This is a genomic window from Acinetobacter sp. GW821-FHT09D10, assembly GCF_059416285.1.
The window spans coordinates 315868-332588 of sequence record NZ_JBWKOW010000001.1; the positions used below are offsets into that span (position 1 = coordinate 315868).

The 16721-nt window shown below is 37.6% G+C and carries 16 protein-coding genes; 4 read left to right on the plus strand and 12 right to left on the minus strand.

Features of this window, described 5'->3' with window-relative positions; genetic code table 11:
* Positions 1–77 precede the first annotated feature (77 nt).
* Positions 78–1643 (plus strand): phospholipase D family protein, encoded by a 1566-nt coding sequence (locus AC07M3_RS01440; RefSeq protein ID WP_494566313.1) that lies wholly within the window; start codon positions 78–80, stop codon positions 1641–1643.
* A 17-nt stretch (positions 1644–1660) separates the two neighbouring features.
* On the opposite strand, the gene AC07M3_RS01445 is transcribed toward AC07M3_RS01440, so the two are convergent.
* The 3 genes from AC07M3_RS01445 to adeR form a co-directional block, all read right to left on the minus strand.
* Positions 1661–2248 carry a uracil-DNA glycosylase family protein gene (locus tag AC07M3_RS01445; protein ID WP_494566314.1) on the minus strand — a complete coding sequence of 196 codons (588 nt, stop codon included), beginning with the start codon at positions 2246–2248 and terminating at the stop codon, positions 1661–1663.
* Between the two features lie 117 nt (positions 2249–2365).
* Positions 2366–3433: a two-component sensor histidine kinase AdeS gene (gene adeS / locus AC07M3_RS01450; protein ID WP_494566315.1), complete on the minus strand. Its 1068-nt coding sequence runs from the start codon at positions 3431–3433 to the stop codon at positions 2366–2368.
* Positions 3423–4154, minus strand: a complete 732-nt coding sequence (gene adeR, locus AC07M3_RS01455) for an efflux system response regulator transcription factor AdeR (protein ID WP_494566316.1) — start codon at positions 4152–4154, stop codon at positions 3423–3425. The genes adeS and adeR overlap by 11 nt, the downstream gene beginning before the upstream one ends.
* Positions 4155–4297: 143 nt before the next feature.
* On the opposite strand from adeR, the gene AC07M3_RS01460 reads away from it, so the two are divergent.
* Both AC07M3_RS01460 and AC07M3_RS01465 read left to right on the plus strand, forming a co-directional pair.
* Complete coding sequence (locus tag AC07M3_RS01460; RefSeq protein WP_494566317.1) at positions 4298–5464, plus strand: efflux RND transporter periplasmic adaptor subunit; 1167 nt, start codon at positions 4298–4300, stop codon at positions 5462–5464.
* Positions 5461–8568 (plus strand): AdeB/AdeJ family multidrug efflux RND transporter permease subunit, encoded by a 3108-nt coding sequence (locus AC07M3_RS01465; protein WP_494566318.1) that lies wholly within the window; start codon positions 5461–5463, stop codon positions 8566–8568. Before AC07M3_RS01460 ends, AC07M3_RS01465 begins: the two co-directional genes overlap by 4 nt.
* A gap of 83 nt (positions 8569–8651) precedes the next feature.
* Here the strand turns inward: AC07M3_RS01465 and AC07M3_RS01470 are convergent, their stop codons facing one another.
* From AC07M3_RS01470 to pqqA, 8 genes are all read right to left on the minus strand, one after another.
* Entirely contained in the window at positions 8652–8888 is a 237-nt protein-coding gene (locus tag AC07M3_RS01470) for a hypothetical protein (RefSeq protein WP_209733575.1), read from the minus strand.
* Between the two features lie 241 nt (positions 8889–9129).
* On the minus strand, positions 9130–9306 hold the full coding sequence (locus AC07M3_RS01475; protein WP_003651752.1) for a hypothetical protein: 177 nt from the start codon (positions 9304–9306) through the stop codon (positions 9130–9132).
* A 577-nt stretch (positions 9307–9883) separates the two neighbouring features.
* Positions 9884–10936: a dipeptidase gene (locus tag AC07M3_RS01480; protein WP_494566319.1), complete on the minus strand. Its 1053-nt coding sequence runs from the start codon at positions 10934–10936 to the stop codon at positions 9884–9886.
* Between the two features lie 17 nt (positions 10937–10953).
* Positions 10954–12108: a pyrroloquinoline quinone biosynthesis protein PqqE gene (gene pqqE, locus AC07M3_RS01485; RefSeq protein ID WP_494566320.1), complete on the minus strand. Its 1155-nt coding sequence runs from the start codon at positions 12106–12108 to the stop codon at positions 10954–10956.
* Positions 12105–12389: a pyrroloquinoline quinone biosynthesis peptide chaperone PqqD gene (gene pqqD, locus AC07M3_RS01490; RefSeq protein ID WP_003651748.1), complete on the minus strand. Its 285-nt coding sequence runs from the start codon at positions 12387–12389 to the stop codon at positions 12105–12107. Before pqqD ends, pqqE begins: the two co-directional genes overlap by 4 nt.
* Positions 12386–13144, minus strand: coding sequence for a pyrroloquinoline-quinone synthase PqqC (gene pqqC, locus AC07M3_RS01495; protein WP_092705809.1), 759 nt, complete (start codon positions 13142–13144; stop codon positions 12386–12388). Before pqqC ends, pqqD begins: the two co-directional genes overlap by 4 nt.
* An 8-nt stretch (positions 13145–13152) precedes the next feature.
* Positions 13153–14064, minus strand: a complete 912-nt coding sequence (gene pqqB / locus AC07M3_RS01500) for a pyrroloquinoline quinone biosynthesis protein PqqB (RefSeq protein WP_494566321.1) — start codon at positions 14062–14064, stop codon at positions 13153–13155.
* A gap of 75 nt (positions 14065–14139) precedes the next feature.
* Positions 14140–14214, minus strand: a complete 75-nt coding sequence (pqqA, locus tag AC07M3_RS01505) for a pyrroloquinoline quinone precursor peptide PqqA (RefSeq protein ID WP_001982218.1) — start codon at positions 14212–14214, stop codon at positions 14140–14142.
* Between the two features lie 248 nt (positions 14215–14462).
* Between pqqA and AC07M3_RS01510 the strand changes: the two genes are divergently transcribed.
* Positions 14463–16238, plus strand: coding sequence for a bifunctional metallophosphatase/5'-nucleotidase (locus tag AC07M3_RS01510; protein WP_494566322.1), 1776 nt, complete (start codon positions 14463–14465; stop codon positions 16236–16238).
* A 58-nt stretch (positions 16239–16296) separates the two neighbouring features.
* Here AC07M3_RS01510 and AC07M3_RS01515 read toward each other — a convergent pair whose 3' ends face one another.
* The gene (locus AC07M3_RS01515) at positions 16297–16698 is read right to left on the minus strand and encodes a transcriptional repressor (protein ID WP_004642804.1); all 402 of its coding nucleotides are present in this window, start codon (positions 16696–16698) and stop codon (positions 16297–16299) included.
* Between the last annotated feature and the right edge of the window lie 23 nt (positions 16699–16721).

Consider the following 16721-nt stretch of genomic DNA (forward strand, 5'->3'; position numbering starts at 1 on the left):
TAATATGAATTTTGACATATAAATTGAATATAAGAATGCTCTGATAGGTTTAACTTGGATGCAGATTAAATGCTTACATGATCAATCAGCTATATAAGCAGTACAGTACTATGGCTTCAAGTGCTTGGGGCTTTACTGATTTACCCTCTTATACAGATACATACGATCCTAATGAGAATGATACAGTGACGAATAGCTTTAATTGGTTGAATGATGAGCAAGCTACAGAAAAAACAGAACAAGGATTAACTGCTTTTGTGGCATTGGATGATGCCTTTATTAGCATAGCTTCTCGTATGTATCTGATTCGAAATGCAAAAGAAAAAATCGATTTACAATATTATATTTGGACAAACGATTTTGTTGGAAACTTAATGCTGCATGAGTTACTAACGGCGGCAGATCGTGGCGTAAAAATCCGCTTACTCATCGATGATCAAAATGGAGTAAAACTTGACGGAGTTCTCAGAAGCCTTCTCCACCATCCTAATTTTGAAATTCGATTATTTAATCCATATAAATTTAGATATTTAAGAATTTTAGACTATATTTTTCGGTTCAAAAAAGTAAACCATCGCATGCATAATAAATTAATTATTGCAGATGGAGCGATTGCCGTAACAGGTGGTCGAAATATCAGTAGTGAATATTTTGATGCAAGTAGTAAGTTTCAATTTACTGACCTAGATATTTTATTTTATGGACATACGGTACAGCATGCCCAGACTGTCTTTAATGATTTCTGGCAAAGCGAGCTAAGCCAAGATGCTACTGAGCTTATTGGAACTTGTGCTGTCCACCACTTACAATCGTTACGACAGCACTATCATGATCTAATTCATGAAAGTGAAAATCATACTCAAACCGAAGATAAGCTTTACGATGCTCAAAGCTATTTAAAAGAACTTTTAGAGCACTATCCCATTCAATGGTCAAAAGCGTATTTTGTTGCAGATTCACCTAAAAAAATCTTAGGAGTAGCCTCTAAAGAAGAGATGCTTTATGGGCAAGTCATGAGGATTATGGGTGAACCAAAGCAGCATATAGAATTAGCTTCTGCTTATTTTGTTCCTACACAACAGGGCGCGTATTATTTAAAACAGCTAAAGGTGCAAGGAGTTAAAGTCAGGGTTTTAACTAATTCTTTTGCTGCAAATGATGTGGCGATTGTGCATGCATTTTATAGTCAATATCGAGTCGAAATGCTTAAAAGCGGTGTAGAACTATTTGAGTTTAAGCCATTTTTAGAACGTAGACGTAGAACATGGTATGAGGTGGTGACTGGAAGTGTGATCCCTGCAAAAGGTAAAAATAAATCGAGTTTACATGCCAAGTTTTTTGACGTAGACGGTAAAGTATTTATTGGTTCATTTAATTTTGATCCGCGTTCGACTTACTTAAACACTGAGGTTGGTCTTGTTATTGAGTCGAGTCAATTACAAGCGCAAATTTCGGTCATGCTTGATCAACATTTACCACAAGTTGCTTATCAGCTTAAGTTAAATAATGAAGGAAAGATCATTTGGTTAGATTATCAGTCGGATGGAAAAGTTATTGAATATCAAAAAGACCCAGATACGAGCCTTTTCCAACGCACAATGATTAAAGCCGTTTCATATTTACCCGTTGAATGGATGATGTAAGAGCGCTCTACCTCTTTTTATAATATGCCAATTTCTTTAAAGAATTTTTGATAAGCCTCTGCTTTTTTCTCTAGTGCTAATGGATAAGCTCTAGAGGAAGATGGTAAGCGGTATAAATTAATATCTCGCCCAGCAAAGCAAGTTGATGTAGATGTTCCTATAAGTGGTTTTTCAGTATGCTCTGGTAAAACAGAAATTAAAGTATCAGTCGCTTTATCGCCTGTGGTCATGATGGTCTGACATAGAGGAATCTGCCGAAGTAACACAGCAAGATCTGTTGGCGTTACTATTTCAAGAAATTTATCTGCAGCATTCCCCTTCAATCGCTTAATTTGGTAAGCCGTGTCAAAGATTGCAATACCTGTTTCAATCAAGAAGTTTCGAATACGTTCTTCATTAAAATTTTTCTGGTTTTCACTTAAAAAGTGGGTTTTGTCTTGGAAAAAAATTAAACCGAAAATACGCCACATGTCATTTTGGAAATTTGGATAGTAAAAATCCATCTTCCATTTATTACGCGGTGGTGGAAAACTACCTAACATTAATAAACGGGCATTTTCGGGTAAAAATGGTTCAAGTGGATGTGTTTCTATCTCAATTGTCATAAAAAATCAGTATTTAATTAAAAATTAAATAAATAAATTAACCTATTTTCGAGTTAATCACGAGTCAAGAAATGCAATTTCTCTTCATTAAATCGTTAAGGGAGATTACTAAAGCGATCATTCTTGAGGAATGCTTATTTTAAAAATACTATGTGAATGTTGATTGAGATAATCGACCTGACCTTTATGGGCAATAACAAGGGCTTGTATAACTGAAAGACCCAAACCAGTACCGCCTAATTCTTTATTTCTTGATTGTTCTAACCTAAAGAAAGGATTAAATAAATCTTTGCGATGCTCCGCTGAAATGCCCGGCCCTTCATCTTCTATTTCAAGAATCCAGTTAAATTGGTCTTGTCTTGTTGAAACAAGTAGCTTCCCCGGATTTGCATATCGGGTAGCATTATCAAGTAAAGCAATTAAAACTTGTTCTATTCGCCGTTGATCACACTTAACTTCTGGCGCTTGAATGTCAAAAATGACTTTAAGGTGAGCTTTTTCTAATTTTTCTTGAAACATGTGCACGACTTTGTGGACAGTTTCATTAAAATGAATCGTTTCAAGATGAAGCCTGAGCTGCTGGTTTTCAAAAAGGCTTAATGTACGTAAGTCTTCAACTAGATTTGACAGACCTTCAACTTGATTAAGTAAGTTCTTAAATAAGATGGGATCTGCTTCAAAAACACCATCAATAATCCCCTGTAACCTGCCCTGTAAAATAGTGACTGGAGTTCGTAACTCATGTGCAATTGCAGCATTCCAGACATGAGCGTTTTCAACTGAGGTTTCGAGCTTTTGAGCCATATCATTAAAATTGTCCATCAACTCTGCAATTTCAGAAGAATGATGCGTCGGTTTTTCTACTCGTGCAGTTAAATCCCCATGACTAATTTTTTTTGCTGCATCTGCTAATAGATTAATGGGCACAATAAAACGTTGAGCAAGCTTTATGCCTAAAATAATTGATAATGCTGTACCAAACAGAAGCACGGCAAATAACCATATGCCATCTAAATAGTGGAAAAACTCATCACTTTCTTTGAGTTTTTCAAGAGAAATAAGCCCCACTTCAATTGCAATATAATAGGTGCCGTAGCCTAAAATGAGCGAACTCAATGTAACACTTAGACTGGTAAAGCTCAGTGCAATAATAAGTTGTTTACTAATGCCTGTTTTATTTTTCATGAGGATTGTCCAGCCTATAACCTACGCCACGAACATTAATGAGCATATTGCGTAAGCCCAGATCTTCTATTTTCTTTCGTAGCTTACTAACGTGGCTATCGACAGTACGCTCTAGAGCATCTCGATCAGGTAAGCACTGATTCATTAGTTCCGAGCGGGTAAAAACTTTATGAGGATGAGGCAACATCAATAACAGAATCTTATACTCCGTTAAGGTTAAATTGAGCGCTTGCTGTTTATCACCCGAATGAACATATGCAGTATGAATTTCTGTATTCACTTCAATATTTTTATAAATTAAGTTCCGATTAGGCGTTTGCTGATTTTGTTGAGTACGTCGTAGTACCGCTTGTACACGTGCTACCACTTCATTTGGATTAAATGGTTTTACCACAAAGTCATCCGCACCAATTCGTAAAGCCATGACTTTATCGATTTCTTGATCTAAAGCGGTCAGCATAATTACAGGTGTAGCTGCTTTTTGCCGAATTTTATTGAGTACTTCCCACCCACTCAATTCGGGCATTTTTATATCGAGTATGACCAGATCAATGGGCTGCGTTGCATGTATTTCAATCGCCTGCTTACCATTCATGGCTCTTACAACACGCATGCCTTCGCGCTTAAGATAATGTTCAATAATATCGCCAATATCATATTCATCTTCTACGACAAGAATAAGCTTATCCTGACAGTTGAACGTAAAGCTTGGCTCGAACATATTAATAAAACGCGAGAAAAATTTGATTTATCATACGCGTATTTTTTGGTAAATCTCCACACTTTTTCCACATATTAGTGATTTTCATTACACACATATCAAAAATAATGTCAGCATCTAGAAGTCCATTAGGTGTTACAAAAGTGCAAAAGCATTTTTTAGTTCCATTCGTTTTATCTTTCAGTCTTGTGTTACATGGCTGTGGTACAGAACAAGCAAGTGATCAAACACAAGTACCTACGGCAAAAGCTACCGTTATTTCAGTTCAACCACAGCCGATTAATTTTAGCGAAAACTTACCTGCACGCGTTCAAGCTTTCAGGACTGCCGAAATTCGTCCTCAAGTTGGTGGCATTATCGAAAAAGTTTTATTTGCTCAAGGTAGTGAAGTTAAAGCTGGACAACCACTATATAAAATAAACTCAGAGACATTTGAGGCAGATGTAAATAGTAATCGAGCTGGGCTAAATAAAGCGGAAGCGGAAGTAAGTCGTTTAAAAATACAACTCGAACGCTATCAGCAACTTTTACCAAGTAACGCAATTAGTAAGCAAGAAGTAAGTAACGCCGAAGCGCAATATCGGCAATCGATTGCAGATGTTGCCCAAATGAAAGCTCTATTGGCTCGCCAAAATCTTAATTTACAGTATGCGACAGTGCGAGCACCGATTTCTGGGCGTATTGGTAAATCATTTGTGACTGAAGGTGCATTAGTTAGCCAGGGTGATAGCAATACCATGGCTACAATTCAACAAATTGACCGTGTTTATGTCGATGTAAAACAGTCTATTGGTGAATATGAACGCTTAAAGGCAGCTCTACAAAGTGGAGAGCTGTCTGCCAACAATCAAAAAGATGTGCAGATTCTAAATAGTTTAGGACAACCCTATAACGTCTCGGCAAAAATGCTTTTTGAAGACATTAATGTTGACCCTGAAACTGGCGATGTCACCATTCGTATTGAAGTAAATAATTCTGAAAGAAAATTATTACCGGGTATGTATGTTCGCGTCACTATTGAACGTGCTTCGGTTCCTCAGGCTTTACTCGTTCCAGAGCAAGCAATTCAGCGCAATATGAACGGCGATCCGCAAGTCTATGTTGTAAATGCCAAAGGTGGTGCAGATGTTCGCTCTGTAGAATTGGGGCAACAATATGAGCAATTTTATCTCATCAATAAAGGACTTAAAGCAGGTGACAAAGTTGTTGTTGAAGGTATAGAACGTATTCAGCCAAACCAGAAGCTGGCGATTTCCGTATGGAAAGCAGCTTCAGCAGAAAATACGGCGAAGCAAGGAGACACGAAATGATGTCTCAATTCTTTATTCGTCGTCCTATTTTTGCATGGGTGATTGCGATTTTTATTATTTTATTTGGTGTACTCAGTATTCCAAAGTTACCGATTGCCCGCTTTCCGAGTGTTGCCCCACCTGAAGTCAACATTACAGCAAGTTATCCGGGGGCTACTCCAAAAACTATTAATGATAGCGTCATTACCCTCATTGAACGAGAAATGTCAGGGGTAAAAAATCTACTCTACTATAGTGCGACAACCGATTCATCTGGTACTGCTGAAATTACCGCGACTTTTAAACCTGGTACCGATGTCGATATGGCTCAAGTCGATGTACAGAATAAAATTAAGGCTGTTGAAGCACGATTACCACAAGTCGTCCGCCAACAAGGTTTATCTGTAGAAGCATCTTCATCAGGCTTTTTAATGCTTGTAGGCTTAAACTCACCTAATCACCGCTATTCAGAAGTGGATTTAAGTGATTATCTGGTACGCAATATGGTTGAAGAGCTTAAACGTGTTGAAGGTGTTGGAAAAATTCAATCCTTCGGTGCTGAGAAAGCAATGCGGATTTGGGTAGATCCAAACAAGTTAGTCTCTTATGGATTATCAATAAGCGATGTAAACAATGCAATTCGGAACAATAATATTGATATTGCACCAGGTCGGCTTGGCGATAGGCCTTTAATTAACGGTCAATTAATTACCATACCTTTGTCAGCTCAAGGACAGCTTGAAAATGTTGAGCAGTTCAAAAATATTAGTCTAAAGAGCAACATTAGTGGTGCCAATATTAAGTTGTCCGATGTGGCTGATGTAGAAATGGGTGCTCAATCTTATAACTTTGCCATTTTAGAAAATGGTAAACCTGCAACAGCTGCCGCGGTTCAACTTAGCCCTGGTGCAAATGCGGTAAAAACAGCGGAAGGTGTCAAACAGAAACTCGAAGAATTAAAAGTAAATTTACCCGAAGGTATGCAATTTAGTGTTCCATACGATACTGCACCTTTTGTTAAAATTTCGATAGAGAAAGTAATTCATACATTAATTGAAGCCATGGTTTTAGTTTTTATTGTGATGTATCTATTTCTTCATAATGTTCGCTACACCTTAATTCCTGCGATTGTGGCTCCAATTGCCCTGCTAGGTACCTTTACCATCATGCTTTTGACGGGTTACTCAATTAATGTGTTAACCATGTTTGGTATGGTGCTTGCGATCGGGATTATTGTTGATGATGCTATTGTCGTGGTCGAAAACGTCGAACGAATTATGGCAACTGAAGGTTTAGCGCCTAAAGAAGCGACTTCAAAGGCCATGACTGAGATTACCAGCCCGATTATTGGTATTACTTTGGTGTTGGCAGCAGTATTTTTACCCATGGCTTTGGCGAGTGGTTCGGTCGGCATTATCTATCGCCAGTTTACTATTACCATGTCGGTTTCAATTTTATTCTCGGCATTTTTAGCGCTCACTCTCACACCCGCCCTTTGCGCAACCTTATTAAAACCGATTGATGCACATCATCAAAAGAAAGGATTTTATGCATGGTTTGATCGTAGCTTTGACAAAGTCACAAAAAAATATGAAGTTCTTCTACTTAAAGTCGTTAAACATACTATTCCGACTTTAATCATTTTTGTGGTGATTACGGGACTAACTTTTGCAGGAATGAAATACTGGCCAACTGCTTTTATGCCTGAAGAAGATCAAGGCTGGTTTTTAACTTCATTCCAGTTACCATCGGATGCAACAGCTGAACGAACTCAAAAAATCGTCAAAGAATTTGAAGACCATTTAAACGAGCGGTCAGATGTAAAAAGCAATATTTCAATTATGGGCTGGGGATTTAGTGGCGCTGGACAAAACGTAGCACTTGCTTTTACAACCTTAAAAGATTTTAGTGAACGTGATAAATCCACCACTGACTATACAAACTTCATTAATGCAGAAATGGCGAATAGTAAAGAAGGTACAACGATGTCTGTACTTCCTCCTGCCATTGATGAATTAGGTACATCTTCAGGCTTTAGCTTGCGCTTACAAGACAAAGCAAATTTAGGAATGCCTGCCTTAATTTCTGCACAAGAAAAACTTATGGAAATGGCTGCTCAAAACAAAAAGTTTTATATGGTTTATCCTGAAGGTTTGCCCGAAGGTGACAATATTAGCTTGAAAATAGACCGTGAGAAGTTAAGTGCTCTAGGGGTAAGCTTTGCTTCCGTTTCAGATATTATTTCGACTTCAATGGGGTCAATGTATATCAATGATTTTCCGAACCAAGGACGAATGCAGCAAGTTATTGTTCAAGCTAATGCAAAATCACGAATGCACTTAAAAGATATTTTAAGTTTGAAGGTTGCGGGCGCAAACGGACAACTGGTTTCTCTATCAGAAGTGGTAACTCCTCAGTGGAACAAATTGCCGCAGCAATATAATCGCTACAATGGCCGTCCTTCATTAAGTATCGCTGGTGTTCCTAACATGGGTGTATCTTCTGGCGATGCGATGCGAGAAATGGAAAACCTTTTTGCCAAGCTTCCTCAAGGAATCGGTTATGAGTGGACAGGTATTTCTTTGCAAGAAAAACAGTCTGAATCTCAAATGGTATTTCTTATTGCTTTATCGATGTTGGTCGTGTTTTTAGTGTTAGCTGCACTTTATGAAAGTTGGTCAATTCCGTTATCAGTTATGCTGGTTGTTCCTTTAGGAATATTTGGTGCAATTTTAGCCATTATTTTAAGAGAAATACCAAATGATATTTTCTTCAAAATTGGTCTGATTACCATTATTGGTCTATCTGCCAAAAATGCGATCTTAATTGTTGAGTTCGCAAAAATGCTCAAAGAAGAAGGAATGAGTTTAGTTGAAGCAGCCGTTGCAGCAGCGAAGTTACGCTTACGCCCAATTCTAATGACTTCCCTTGCCTTTACTTGTGGTGTGATCCCATTAGTGATTGCAAGTGGAGCGAGTTCAGAAACTCAACATGCGCTAGGTACAGGCGTATTTGGAGGGATGATATCTGCCACTATTCTGGCAATCTTTTTTGTCCCAGTATTCTTCATATTTGTGTTGGGCGCAGCAGAAAAATTCTTCTCTAAGAAGAAAATTAGCTCTTAATTAAATGCATTGAGGCGAAACTTATCTGTGTTTCGCCTCAATAACTTAGAAATATAAAACTGTAATAGAAAAGTAAGAATCGACTAAGAGTTAAGGATTTTAAAGACCTTTCCTGTTCTAGGATGAGCAAAGGTATTATCTTGATCTAAGTTAATGACTTTATCCGAAATCACAATTTTAGAAAGTGGCAACCAGTTTTGCTCTATTCCAGCTTCAACAAAGTTTCTTTCATCAATATTTTCGTAAATTTGTTCAACCACAATTTCCATACCACACATACTTTTGGCATTTACTTCTTTTAAAATATGGCGCTTTGACATTCTAGTCTCCATTTTTATTATTCGTATCAAAAATAATAAAGATTCCTCTGATACAATATGTAAATTTTAATAATGAAAGTGTTTTTTTATTTTAATCATACTTTTGAAATAATTAAATGAATAGTTGAGTGATTATTTAATTTAAATATTATATTTAAGTTAATCTATTCAAGATAATCATTAATCTTTATTTTTAATAAAAATTAAAGGGTTCATTATCTGAACCCCTTTTTATTTAACTCTAAACTTTTACAGCGTTATCAAGCTGGCCATCATCTTGATTTTTAGCACTGTCTTTACTAATCACTGAGTCAGTATCGCTATCTGTGTTAAAACTCTTACTGTTTTTTTGCTTTTTCTTGTAGACACACATCCCAATCGCAATACCTGTTCCCAATACTATAATTGACTTTAACATTTTGCACCTCTTCGATTAACGGAGTATTTTTTGAAAAATCAACTTAAATTAATAGCACATAATTTGTTATTTAAAGGCTTTCATTTGCTCCGCTTTTGTAAGGTATTTAATTTTTATGTTAATTGAATAGTGTAATAGTTAAAAAAATAAATTTTGATACAAAGTAAAAAGCCTATTCTGTTTTTGAATAGGCTTTTACTGTATTTCAGGATTAAGCAGTATTATGAATTGCTTTAAAACAATCTTATTATCTTTAAATACACTACAAATGTATTTAATGCTGAACTTTTAGTCAAGATGGGATTGAAGGGTTTTGCCAATAATTAGTAGTTATTGTGACGGAAATCACATTTATATAATTTGGATAAGAAAAAACCCATTTCTACTTCTCATGAAGAAATGGGTAATGTGAAAACCACAAAAGACCTGAAATACTAAATGTTCTTACATTCAGTAAGGTTGAGTTTAGTGAATTTACCGAATGGTTGACAATTAAACCATTTGTATTTTTTTTAGTCATTTCAGCCAATCAAAAAACGCAAATAATTAGTTATGTTCAATACGTTTAGCTCTAAAACTATTCACCCAGAATCCGATAAAGCACGTTTATCCAATTCGTAAAACATAGTTTTTCAATGAGTTCGCTTGAGTAGGCTCGCTGTTGCATGCGATGAATAAGTTTATGTAGACCCATAACATCTTCAAGCTCAGTCCCGATGAGTGCGCCGTCGAAATCAGAACCAAAAGCTACATGCTCTTCGCCAAGTCGATCTATCAAATAATCTAGATGGTCTAAAATTACATCTATAGATGTATTTACATTACGTTGTCCATCTGAGCGTAAAAAAGCGACATCGAAATTCACCCCAACTATACCTTTACTGTCTCGAATAGCTTTAAGCTGCTGGTCAGTTAAATTGCGGGCTTGAGGACATAAAGCATGTGCATTAGAGTGTGTTGCTACGATTGGCTGTTGCAATAGAACTACAGTATCCCAAAAAGCCTGTTCATTCATATGGGAAACATCAATCACCATTTTTTTATCAGCACATCGCTTTATAAAGGCTTTGCCGTCTTGGGTAAGACCAGCTCCTGTGTCAGGTGAGTGAGGAAACTTAGCATTTAAACCATGTCCAAAACGACTGGGCCTATTCCAAAGTGGGCCGATACTACGCAGACCTTTATCATAAAATACATCTAGTAAATCGGGGTTTTGTTGTAAAGCTTCTGCACCTTCCATATGCAGCACAATTCCAAGTTTCTGCGTGTTTACACAGCTCTGAATATCCTGAACTGATGTGCAAATTTGAATGTCTGTAGAACGTTGTGCGAGTTGGTGAGCTATATCAAGTTGCTGTAAGCAAATCTTTTCAATTTGCTGTTGTGTAAAATCAGAAGCATTTTGATCAAATAATTTATTGGGATGATGTTGTTGAACATAGCTAAATGGAGGTAAAAAAACGGCAAACATTCCACCAACAAAGCCTGCTTGCTGGCAGCGCTTTAAGTCAAGATGACCTGCTAAACGTTCGTGCAGAAAAGCATATACGGGATCTGCATAATCACTTAGCCATAAACGCGTTAATGCATCATTATGTCCATCAAAAACTGGAATATGGCTAGGCTTCATAAGATTCCCGCTGCTTGCTAGTTATCTGTAATCATGTGGACTGGAATATTTTGTGAAGCACTTAAAGATTTAGAATTTCTACTGTTCCGAAACACAAGTTGTTGTAGTGGAGCTGCTACATGACTTTCCGTACGTGCTTGTTCAATCATTTGATGATACGGCGATTTCCCACATACAGGATCGGCATTAGCAGCATCGCCGGTCAACATATAGGCCTGACAGCGGCATCCGCCAAAGTCACGATCTTTATCGGGGCAACTGCGGCAGCCTTCAGGCATCCATGCATCACCACGGAAATGATTAAATCCAGTTGACTTGTACCAAATATCTGACAATTTATGTTCACGGACGTTTGGAAATGAAATTGGTAATTGCCGTGCTGCATGGCAAGGCAGCGCCATACCATCTGGAGCAACTGTAAAGAAGATTTTACCCCAGCCATTCATACAGGCTTTTGGTCGCTCTTCATAATAATCAGGCACTACAAAAATGAGTTTGCAGGGATGATTTTGCGCTTTTAATTTTTCTCGATATTCATTGGTAATCCGTTCCGCACGTATCAGTTGTTCTTGTGTTGGTAGCAAACCTTGGCGGTTTAAAAAAGCCCAACCGTAAAACTGACAAATTGCTAACTCGACTGTGTCTGCATTGAGCTCTAGGCAAAGTTCAATAATTTGTTCAATCTGGTCAATGTTATGACGATGAATAACAAAGTTAAGCACCATCGGATAATCATATTTTTTAACCAGTCGGCACATTTCATACTTTTGTTCAAAAGCATGTTTTGAACCTGCTAAGGCATCATTTACCACAGGATCACTAGCTTGAAAGCTCACTTGAATGTGATCTAATCCTGCTTGTTTTAGATCGGCAATGCGCTTTTCGGTGAGTCCCATGCCCGAGGTAATCAGGTTGGTATAAAACCCTTGTTGATGAGCATGTGCAACCAGCTCTTCTAAATCTTGGCGTACCAGTGGTTCACCACCAGAAAAACCAAGTTGAACAGCACCCATCTGACGTGCCTGATCAAAAACATCAAACCACTCTTGAGTGGTCAGTTCATTTTTATGCTGAGCGTAGTCCAATGGGTTTGAGCAATATGGACATTGTAGCGGACAACGATAAGTGAGTTCCGCTAATAACCATAAAGGTAGGCCAACACCTTCTGTCATACTAAATCAATCCAGTGTTGCTGCTTTGCGACCAGCATGTAATCTATTACATCTTGATCAATCTCAGCAATATCACCAAATTTTTGCTTTAACTGGGCAATAATTGCGGAAACATTTTGCTGCCCATCAATATATTGCCCGATTGCCCCTGCACTCTCATTTAACTTGATCATGCCTTCCGGATATAAAATCACAAAACCATTTTGAGCTGGCTCGAACTGAAAACGGTAACCTTGTCGCCATGTCGGCACAAGGTTTAAATCAAACTGTTCTTTATTCATTTAAATAGTCCTTTGTGCCAAACCCGTTTGCTAGTCACACTGTGATACGGTGCTTCATTGTGAACATATGCCAATGTTAAAGCATCTAAAATGCTCCATAAAATATCCAGCTTAAACTGCAATATTTCAAGCATTCGTTCTTGTTGTTCATGAGTCGTAAATGAATCAAGCGTGATGGTTAAGCCATGTTCAACGTCACGGCGGGCCTGACTTAAGCGTGAACGGAAATATTCATAGCCTTTATCATCAATCCATGGGTAGTGTTGTGGCCACGACTCTAGACGTGATTGATGAATTTTTGGAGCAAACAACTCAGTTAAAGAACTACTTGCTGCTTCACGCCATGAGGCACGACGTGCGAAGTTCACATAGGCATCTACAGCAAATCGAACCCCTGGTAATACCAGTTCTTCAGAAATCACTTGTTCACGACTCAAACCCACAGCTTCGGCTAAACGTAACCATGCTTCTCGACCACCGCCATCAGGATATTCACCATCTTGATCGATCATGCGTTGAATCCATTCTTGACGGACGCGCTGGTCTGGGCAATTCGCCATAATGGCTGCATCTTTAAGCGGAATATTAATTTGATAGTAATAGCGGTTTGCAACCCAAGCTTGAATTTGTTGTTGAGTTGCTTTGCCTTCATACATCATCACGTGAAATGGATGATAGATATGATAATACTGACCTTTATCGATAATGGCTTGTTTGAATTGTTCGGTCGTTAAAGCTTCAGGTGTTTGAGTCATGTTTCACCTTAGAGTTCAATCTGCATGCCATCATAGGCAACGTCTACACCATTTGCTTTAAGCTCAGCAAACTGGCTAGAGTTTTCATTTAAAATTGGATTGGTATTGTTAATATGAATAAGCACTTTTTTAGGTGTACTCAGCTGATTTAAATAAGACAGCGAACCACCTTCGCCACTAATGTATAAATGCCCCATTTCACGACCAGTTTTTTTACCAACCCCTGTTTGTTGCATTTCATCATCTGTCCAGAGCGTTCCATCAATCATGACGCAGTCTGAACTTTGCATAATCTGCATGATTTGATCATCAATTTTTCCAAGACCCGGCGCATAGAACAACTGCTTTTGTGTTTTATAATCTTTGATAATTAAGGCAATGTTGTCGCCATCATGTGGATCATTTCGATGTGGTGAATATGGTGGTGCCGCACTTTTAATGATGAGTGGAATAAATTCTAAATTTTCAAAACCATCAATTTTAAAAGCTTGTTTAGGGTTAATCTCGTGATATTGAAGACCACCATTCCAGTGTTTGAGCATATTAAAAACTGGAAAGCCGCTCGTTAAATCTTGGTGGACCATTTCTGTACACCACACATTCATCGGGCAACCTTCACGTAAGGTTAAAAGCCCAGTGGTATGGTCTAACTGACTGTCCATTAAAATAACGCTCGTTATTCCTGTATCACGCAATTTACGCGCTGGTTGAGCTGCTTTAAATTCGAAAAGCTGCTGACGAATATCAGGTGATGCGTTTAATAAAACCCAGTCTGTTCCATTTTCAGAAACAGCAATTGATGATTGAGTACGAGGTTTGGCTTGGATTGTACCTGCGCGCACACCATGACAATTCGGGCAATTACAATTCCACTGCGGGAACCCGCCTCCGGCAGCTGAACCTAAAACATAAATATACATAAAATTAATATCTTATTAGAAAGAGATAAGCCCTAGAACAAGACTAGGGCTTATGACATATTTGGATGAAGCTGATTAACGTGCTTCGAAGTACATTGTAACTTCAAAACCAATGCGTAAATCAGTAAAAGCGGGTTTAGTCCATTGCATAAATTATCTCCGGTTCATATTAATCTTGTGAAATGAATCACTTGATTAAATCTTATAAGGCAATTAAAAATTTATTCTAAATAAAAAATTGGGGTTTGTAGACAACCTCTAGCTAAGATATTGTTCGATAATTGTGTTTTTTGTCCAAATTTTAATATTTCGAACATATTTGCTTATTGAGCGTTTCATCAAATATTCATACTAAAAGCGTATTTTTTATCCGTCTTAATTGATCAAATGATAAAAAAATGACAAATTTAACAACACTTTTTAAAGTAACAACACTTTCACTGACAATAACGTTATTAGCTGGTTGTAATGACGATGATAATGACACAGCACCCGCCCAAAGAAGCAATCAGACCGTAAATATTTTAGCTTTTAATGACTTTCACGGAAATCTTGAGCCACCTAAGCGTTATGTCGAGGCACCAAATCCAAACGATGCTGCTCAATCTGTTCGTATTCCTGTTGGTGGGGTAAGTTACTTTGCCGATGCAATTAAAAAACTTAAAGCTGAAAATCCAAATAATGCAGTGGTTTCGGCTGGCGATTTAATTAGTGCTTCCCCACTGACCTCTTCTTTATTTTTAGATGAACCTACCATTGAAGTAATGAATGATATTCAAATTGACTTTAATGCTGTAGGTAACCATGAATTTGACCGTGGTACAGATGAGTTACGCCGTTTGCAAAATGGTGGATGTCAACAATATACAAGTACAGCACCTTGCCAAATTAATAAAAACTTTAGTGGTGCAAAATTTAATTTTCTTGCTGCTAACGTAGCAATGAAAAATGATGCGAACAAAACGATTTTTCCTGCCTATAAAATCAAAACTTATGGTGGAATTCCAGTCGCATTTATTGGTTTAACGCTTAAAGCAACGCCGAGTATTGTTTCCGCTGCGGGCATTAAAGACGTGGAATTTCGTGATGAAGCAGATACGGTAAATGCCTTGATTCCTGAGTTACAGAAGCAAGGAATTGAAGCAATTGTGGTTGTGGTACATGAAGGCGCAGCACCAAGTACTAAGTTTAATGAAAAAACATGTGATGGTTTAAGCGGCCCGATTTTGGGTATTTTAGATAAATTAAATCCGGCCGTTGATATTGTTGTTTCGGGGCACACACATCAATCTTATATTTGTGACTATGCTACAAAAAATCCGGCAAAACCATTCTTACTTACTTCAGCTGGACAATATGGCACGCTTATTACAGACATCAAGATTGAACTTGATGGTAAAACCGGTAATGTGATTAAAAAGGATGCTAAACAGGTTCCTATACAAAGTGAAGCCTACACATCTGGAACAACCACGGTAAGCCTTACGGATCTCTATCAAAAATTTAGTAAGACCCCAAGTATTGAAGCAATTTTAGATAAGTACCGCCAAGCTGTGACCACCATTTCAAGTCGTGTGGTTGGAACTGCAACAGCGGTTGTAAGTCGTACTCAAGTCGAGAGTGGTGAAAGTCCGCTCGGTATTATGATTGCCGATGCTCAGCAAGCATTTGCTTTAAAAGCAAGTAACCAAGGTTCTGACTTTACCTTAATGAACCCAGGTGGTGTACGTGCTGATCTACTCATCAATAGCAGTAATCAGATTACCTTTGGCGATGTGTTTGCAGTTCAACCTTTTGGTAATTCGATTGTGACTTTGAGCTTAACTGGTAAGCAAATTAGAGATGTACTTGAGCAGCAATGGTCCGGCGCAAATGCAAACTCACCTAGAATTTTACAACCATCTAAAGAATTCACTTATGAATATGCGGCAAATACTTCTGTTTCACCGCGAGCAAGTAACATCATGGTTGCTGGTTCACCGCTGGTTGACAGTAAAGTATATCGTGTAACGGTAAATAGCTTTTTGGCAGATGGCGGCGATAACTTTACGGTATTAAAAGAAGGCCAAAACCGTGTAGGCGGTGGTCAAGATATTGATGCTCTTGAAAGCTATGTCGCTAAGAATTCGCCGTTAATTATTCCGGCTACAACTCGAATTAAAGTAATTAAATAATAAGACTCGTCGAATAAAGGACAGTAAAAGCTGTCCTTTATTTTTCTATATAAAGGTTTTATTCAGTATAAAGGTTAAGCTCAATACTACTAATATCTGCTCCAGTATTTGCAAAAATAATCTCCATAACTTCATGAAGTAATTCATTAACTTTCTCATGCTCAAAGTTAGAGGCTTCTGATGTTTTAAGACAAATCAGATTACAGCTCATTTTATCTTTTCTAATTTTGTAGATACTTTTGCTTTTCCCTAAGAATACTCTTTTGATGAGTTTTCGATTTTCAAATTCAGATAAAATTCTATAGATCGTTCCTAACGTTATTTTATATTCATTTTTAATTTGAGCATAAATATTGTCTGCGCTTAAACCTTGTGGATTCTGATTTAAGATTTCAAAAACATGTATTCTCGATTTTTTTATCGGTAGTCCGTTTAATAATGATTTTGAAGTTGTCGTCATGATTAATTAGCCTTAATGTTTAG

Bases quoted from the DNA above. Each gene is read 5' to 3' on its own strand.
- AC07M3_RS01515 (WP_004642804.1), bottom strand. From the start codon at position 16,698: ATGACGACAACTTCAAAATCATTATTAAACGGACTACCGATAAAAAAA.
- AC07M3_RS01510 (WP_494566322.1), top strand. From the start codon at position 14,463: ATGACAAATTTAACAACACTTTTTAAAGTAACAACACTTTCACTGACA.
- adeS (WP_494566315.1), bottom strand. From the start codon at position 3,433: ATGAAAAATAAAACAGGCATTAGTAAACAACTTATTATTGCACTGAGC.
- AC07M3_RS01475 (WP_003651752.1), bottom strand. From the start codon at position 9,306: ATGTTAAAGTCAATTATAGTATTGGGAACAGGTATTGCGATTGGGATG.
- pqqC (WP_092705809.1), bottom strand. From the start codon at position 13,144: ATGACTCAAACACCTGAAGCTTTAACGACCGAACAATTCAAACAAGCC.
- AC07M3_RS01465 (WP_494566318.1), top strand. From the start codon at position 5,461: ATGATGTCTCAATTCTTTATTCGTCGTCCTATTTTTGCATGGGTGATT.
- adeR (WP_494566316.1), bottom strand. From the start codon at position 4,154: ATGTTCGAGCCAAGCTTTACGTTCAACTGTCAGGATAAGCTTATTCTT.
- AC07M3_RS01480 (WP_494566319.1), bottom strand. From the start codon at position 10,936: ATGAAGCCTAGCCATATTCCAGTTTTTGATGGACATAATGATGCATTA.
- pqqB (WP_494566321.1), bottom strand. From the start codon at position 14,064: ATGTATATTTATGTTTTAGGTTCAGCTGCCGGAGGCGGGTTCCCGCAG.
- AC07M3_RS01440 (WP_494566313.1), top strand. From the start codon at position 78: ATGATCAATCAGCTATATAAGCAGTACAGTACTATGGCTTCAAGTGCT.
- pqqD (WP_003651748.1), bottom strand. From the start codon at position 12,389: ATGAATAAAGAACAGTTTGATTTAAACCTTGTGCCGACATGGCGACAA.
- AC07M3_RS01470 (WP_209733575.1), bottom strand. From the start codon at position 8,888: ATGTCAAAGCGCCATATTTTAAAAGAAGTAAATGCCAAAAGTATGTGT.
- AC07M3_RS01445 (WP_494566314.1), bottom strand. From the start codon at position 2,248: ATGACAATTGAGATAGAAACACATCCACTTGAACCATTTTTACCCGAA.
- pqqE (WP_494566320.1), bottom strand. From the start codon at position 12,108: ATGACAGAAGGTGTTGGCCTACCTTTATGGTTATTAGCGGAACTCACT.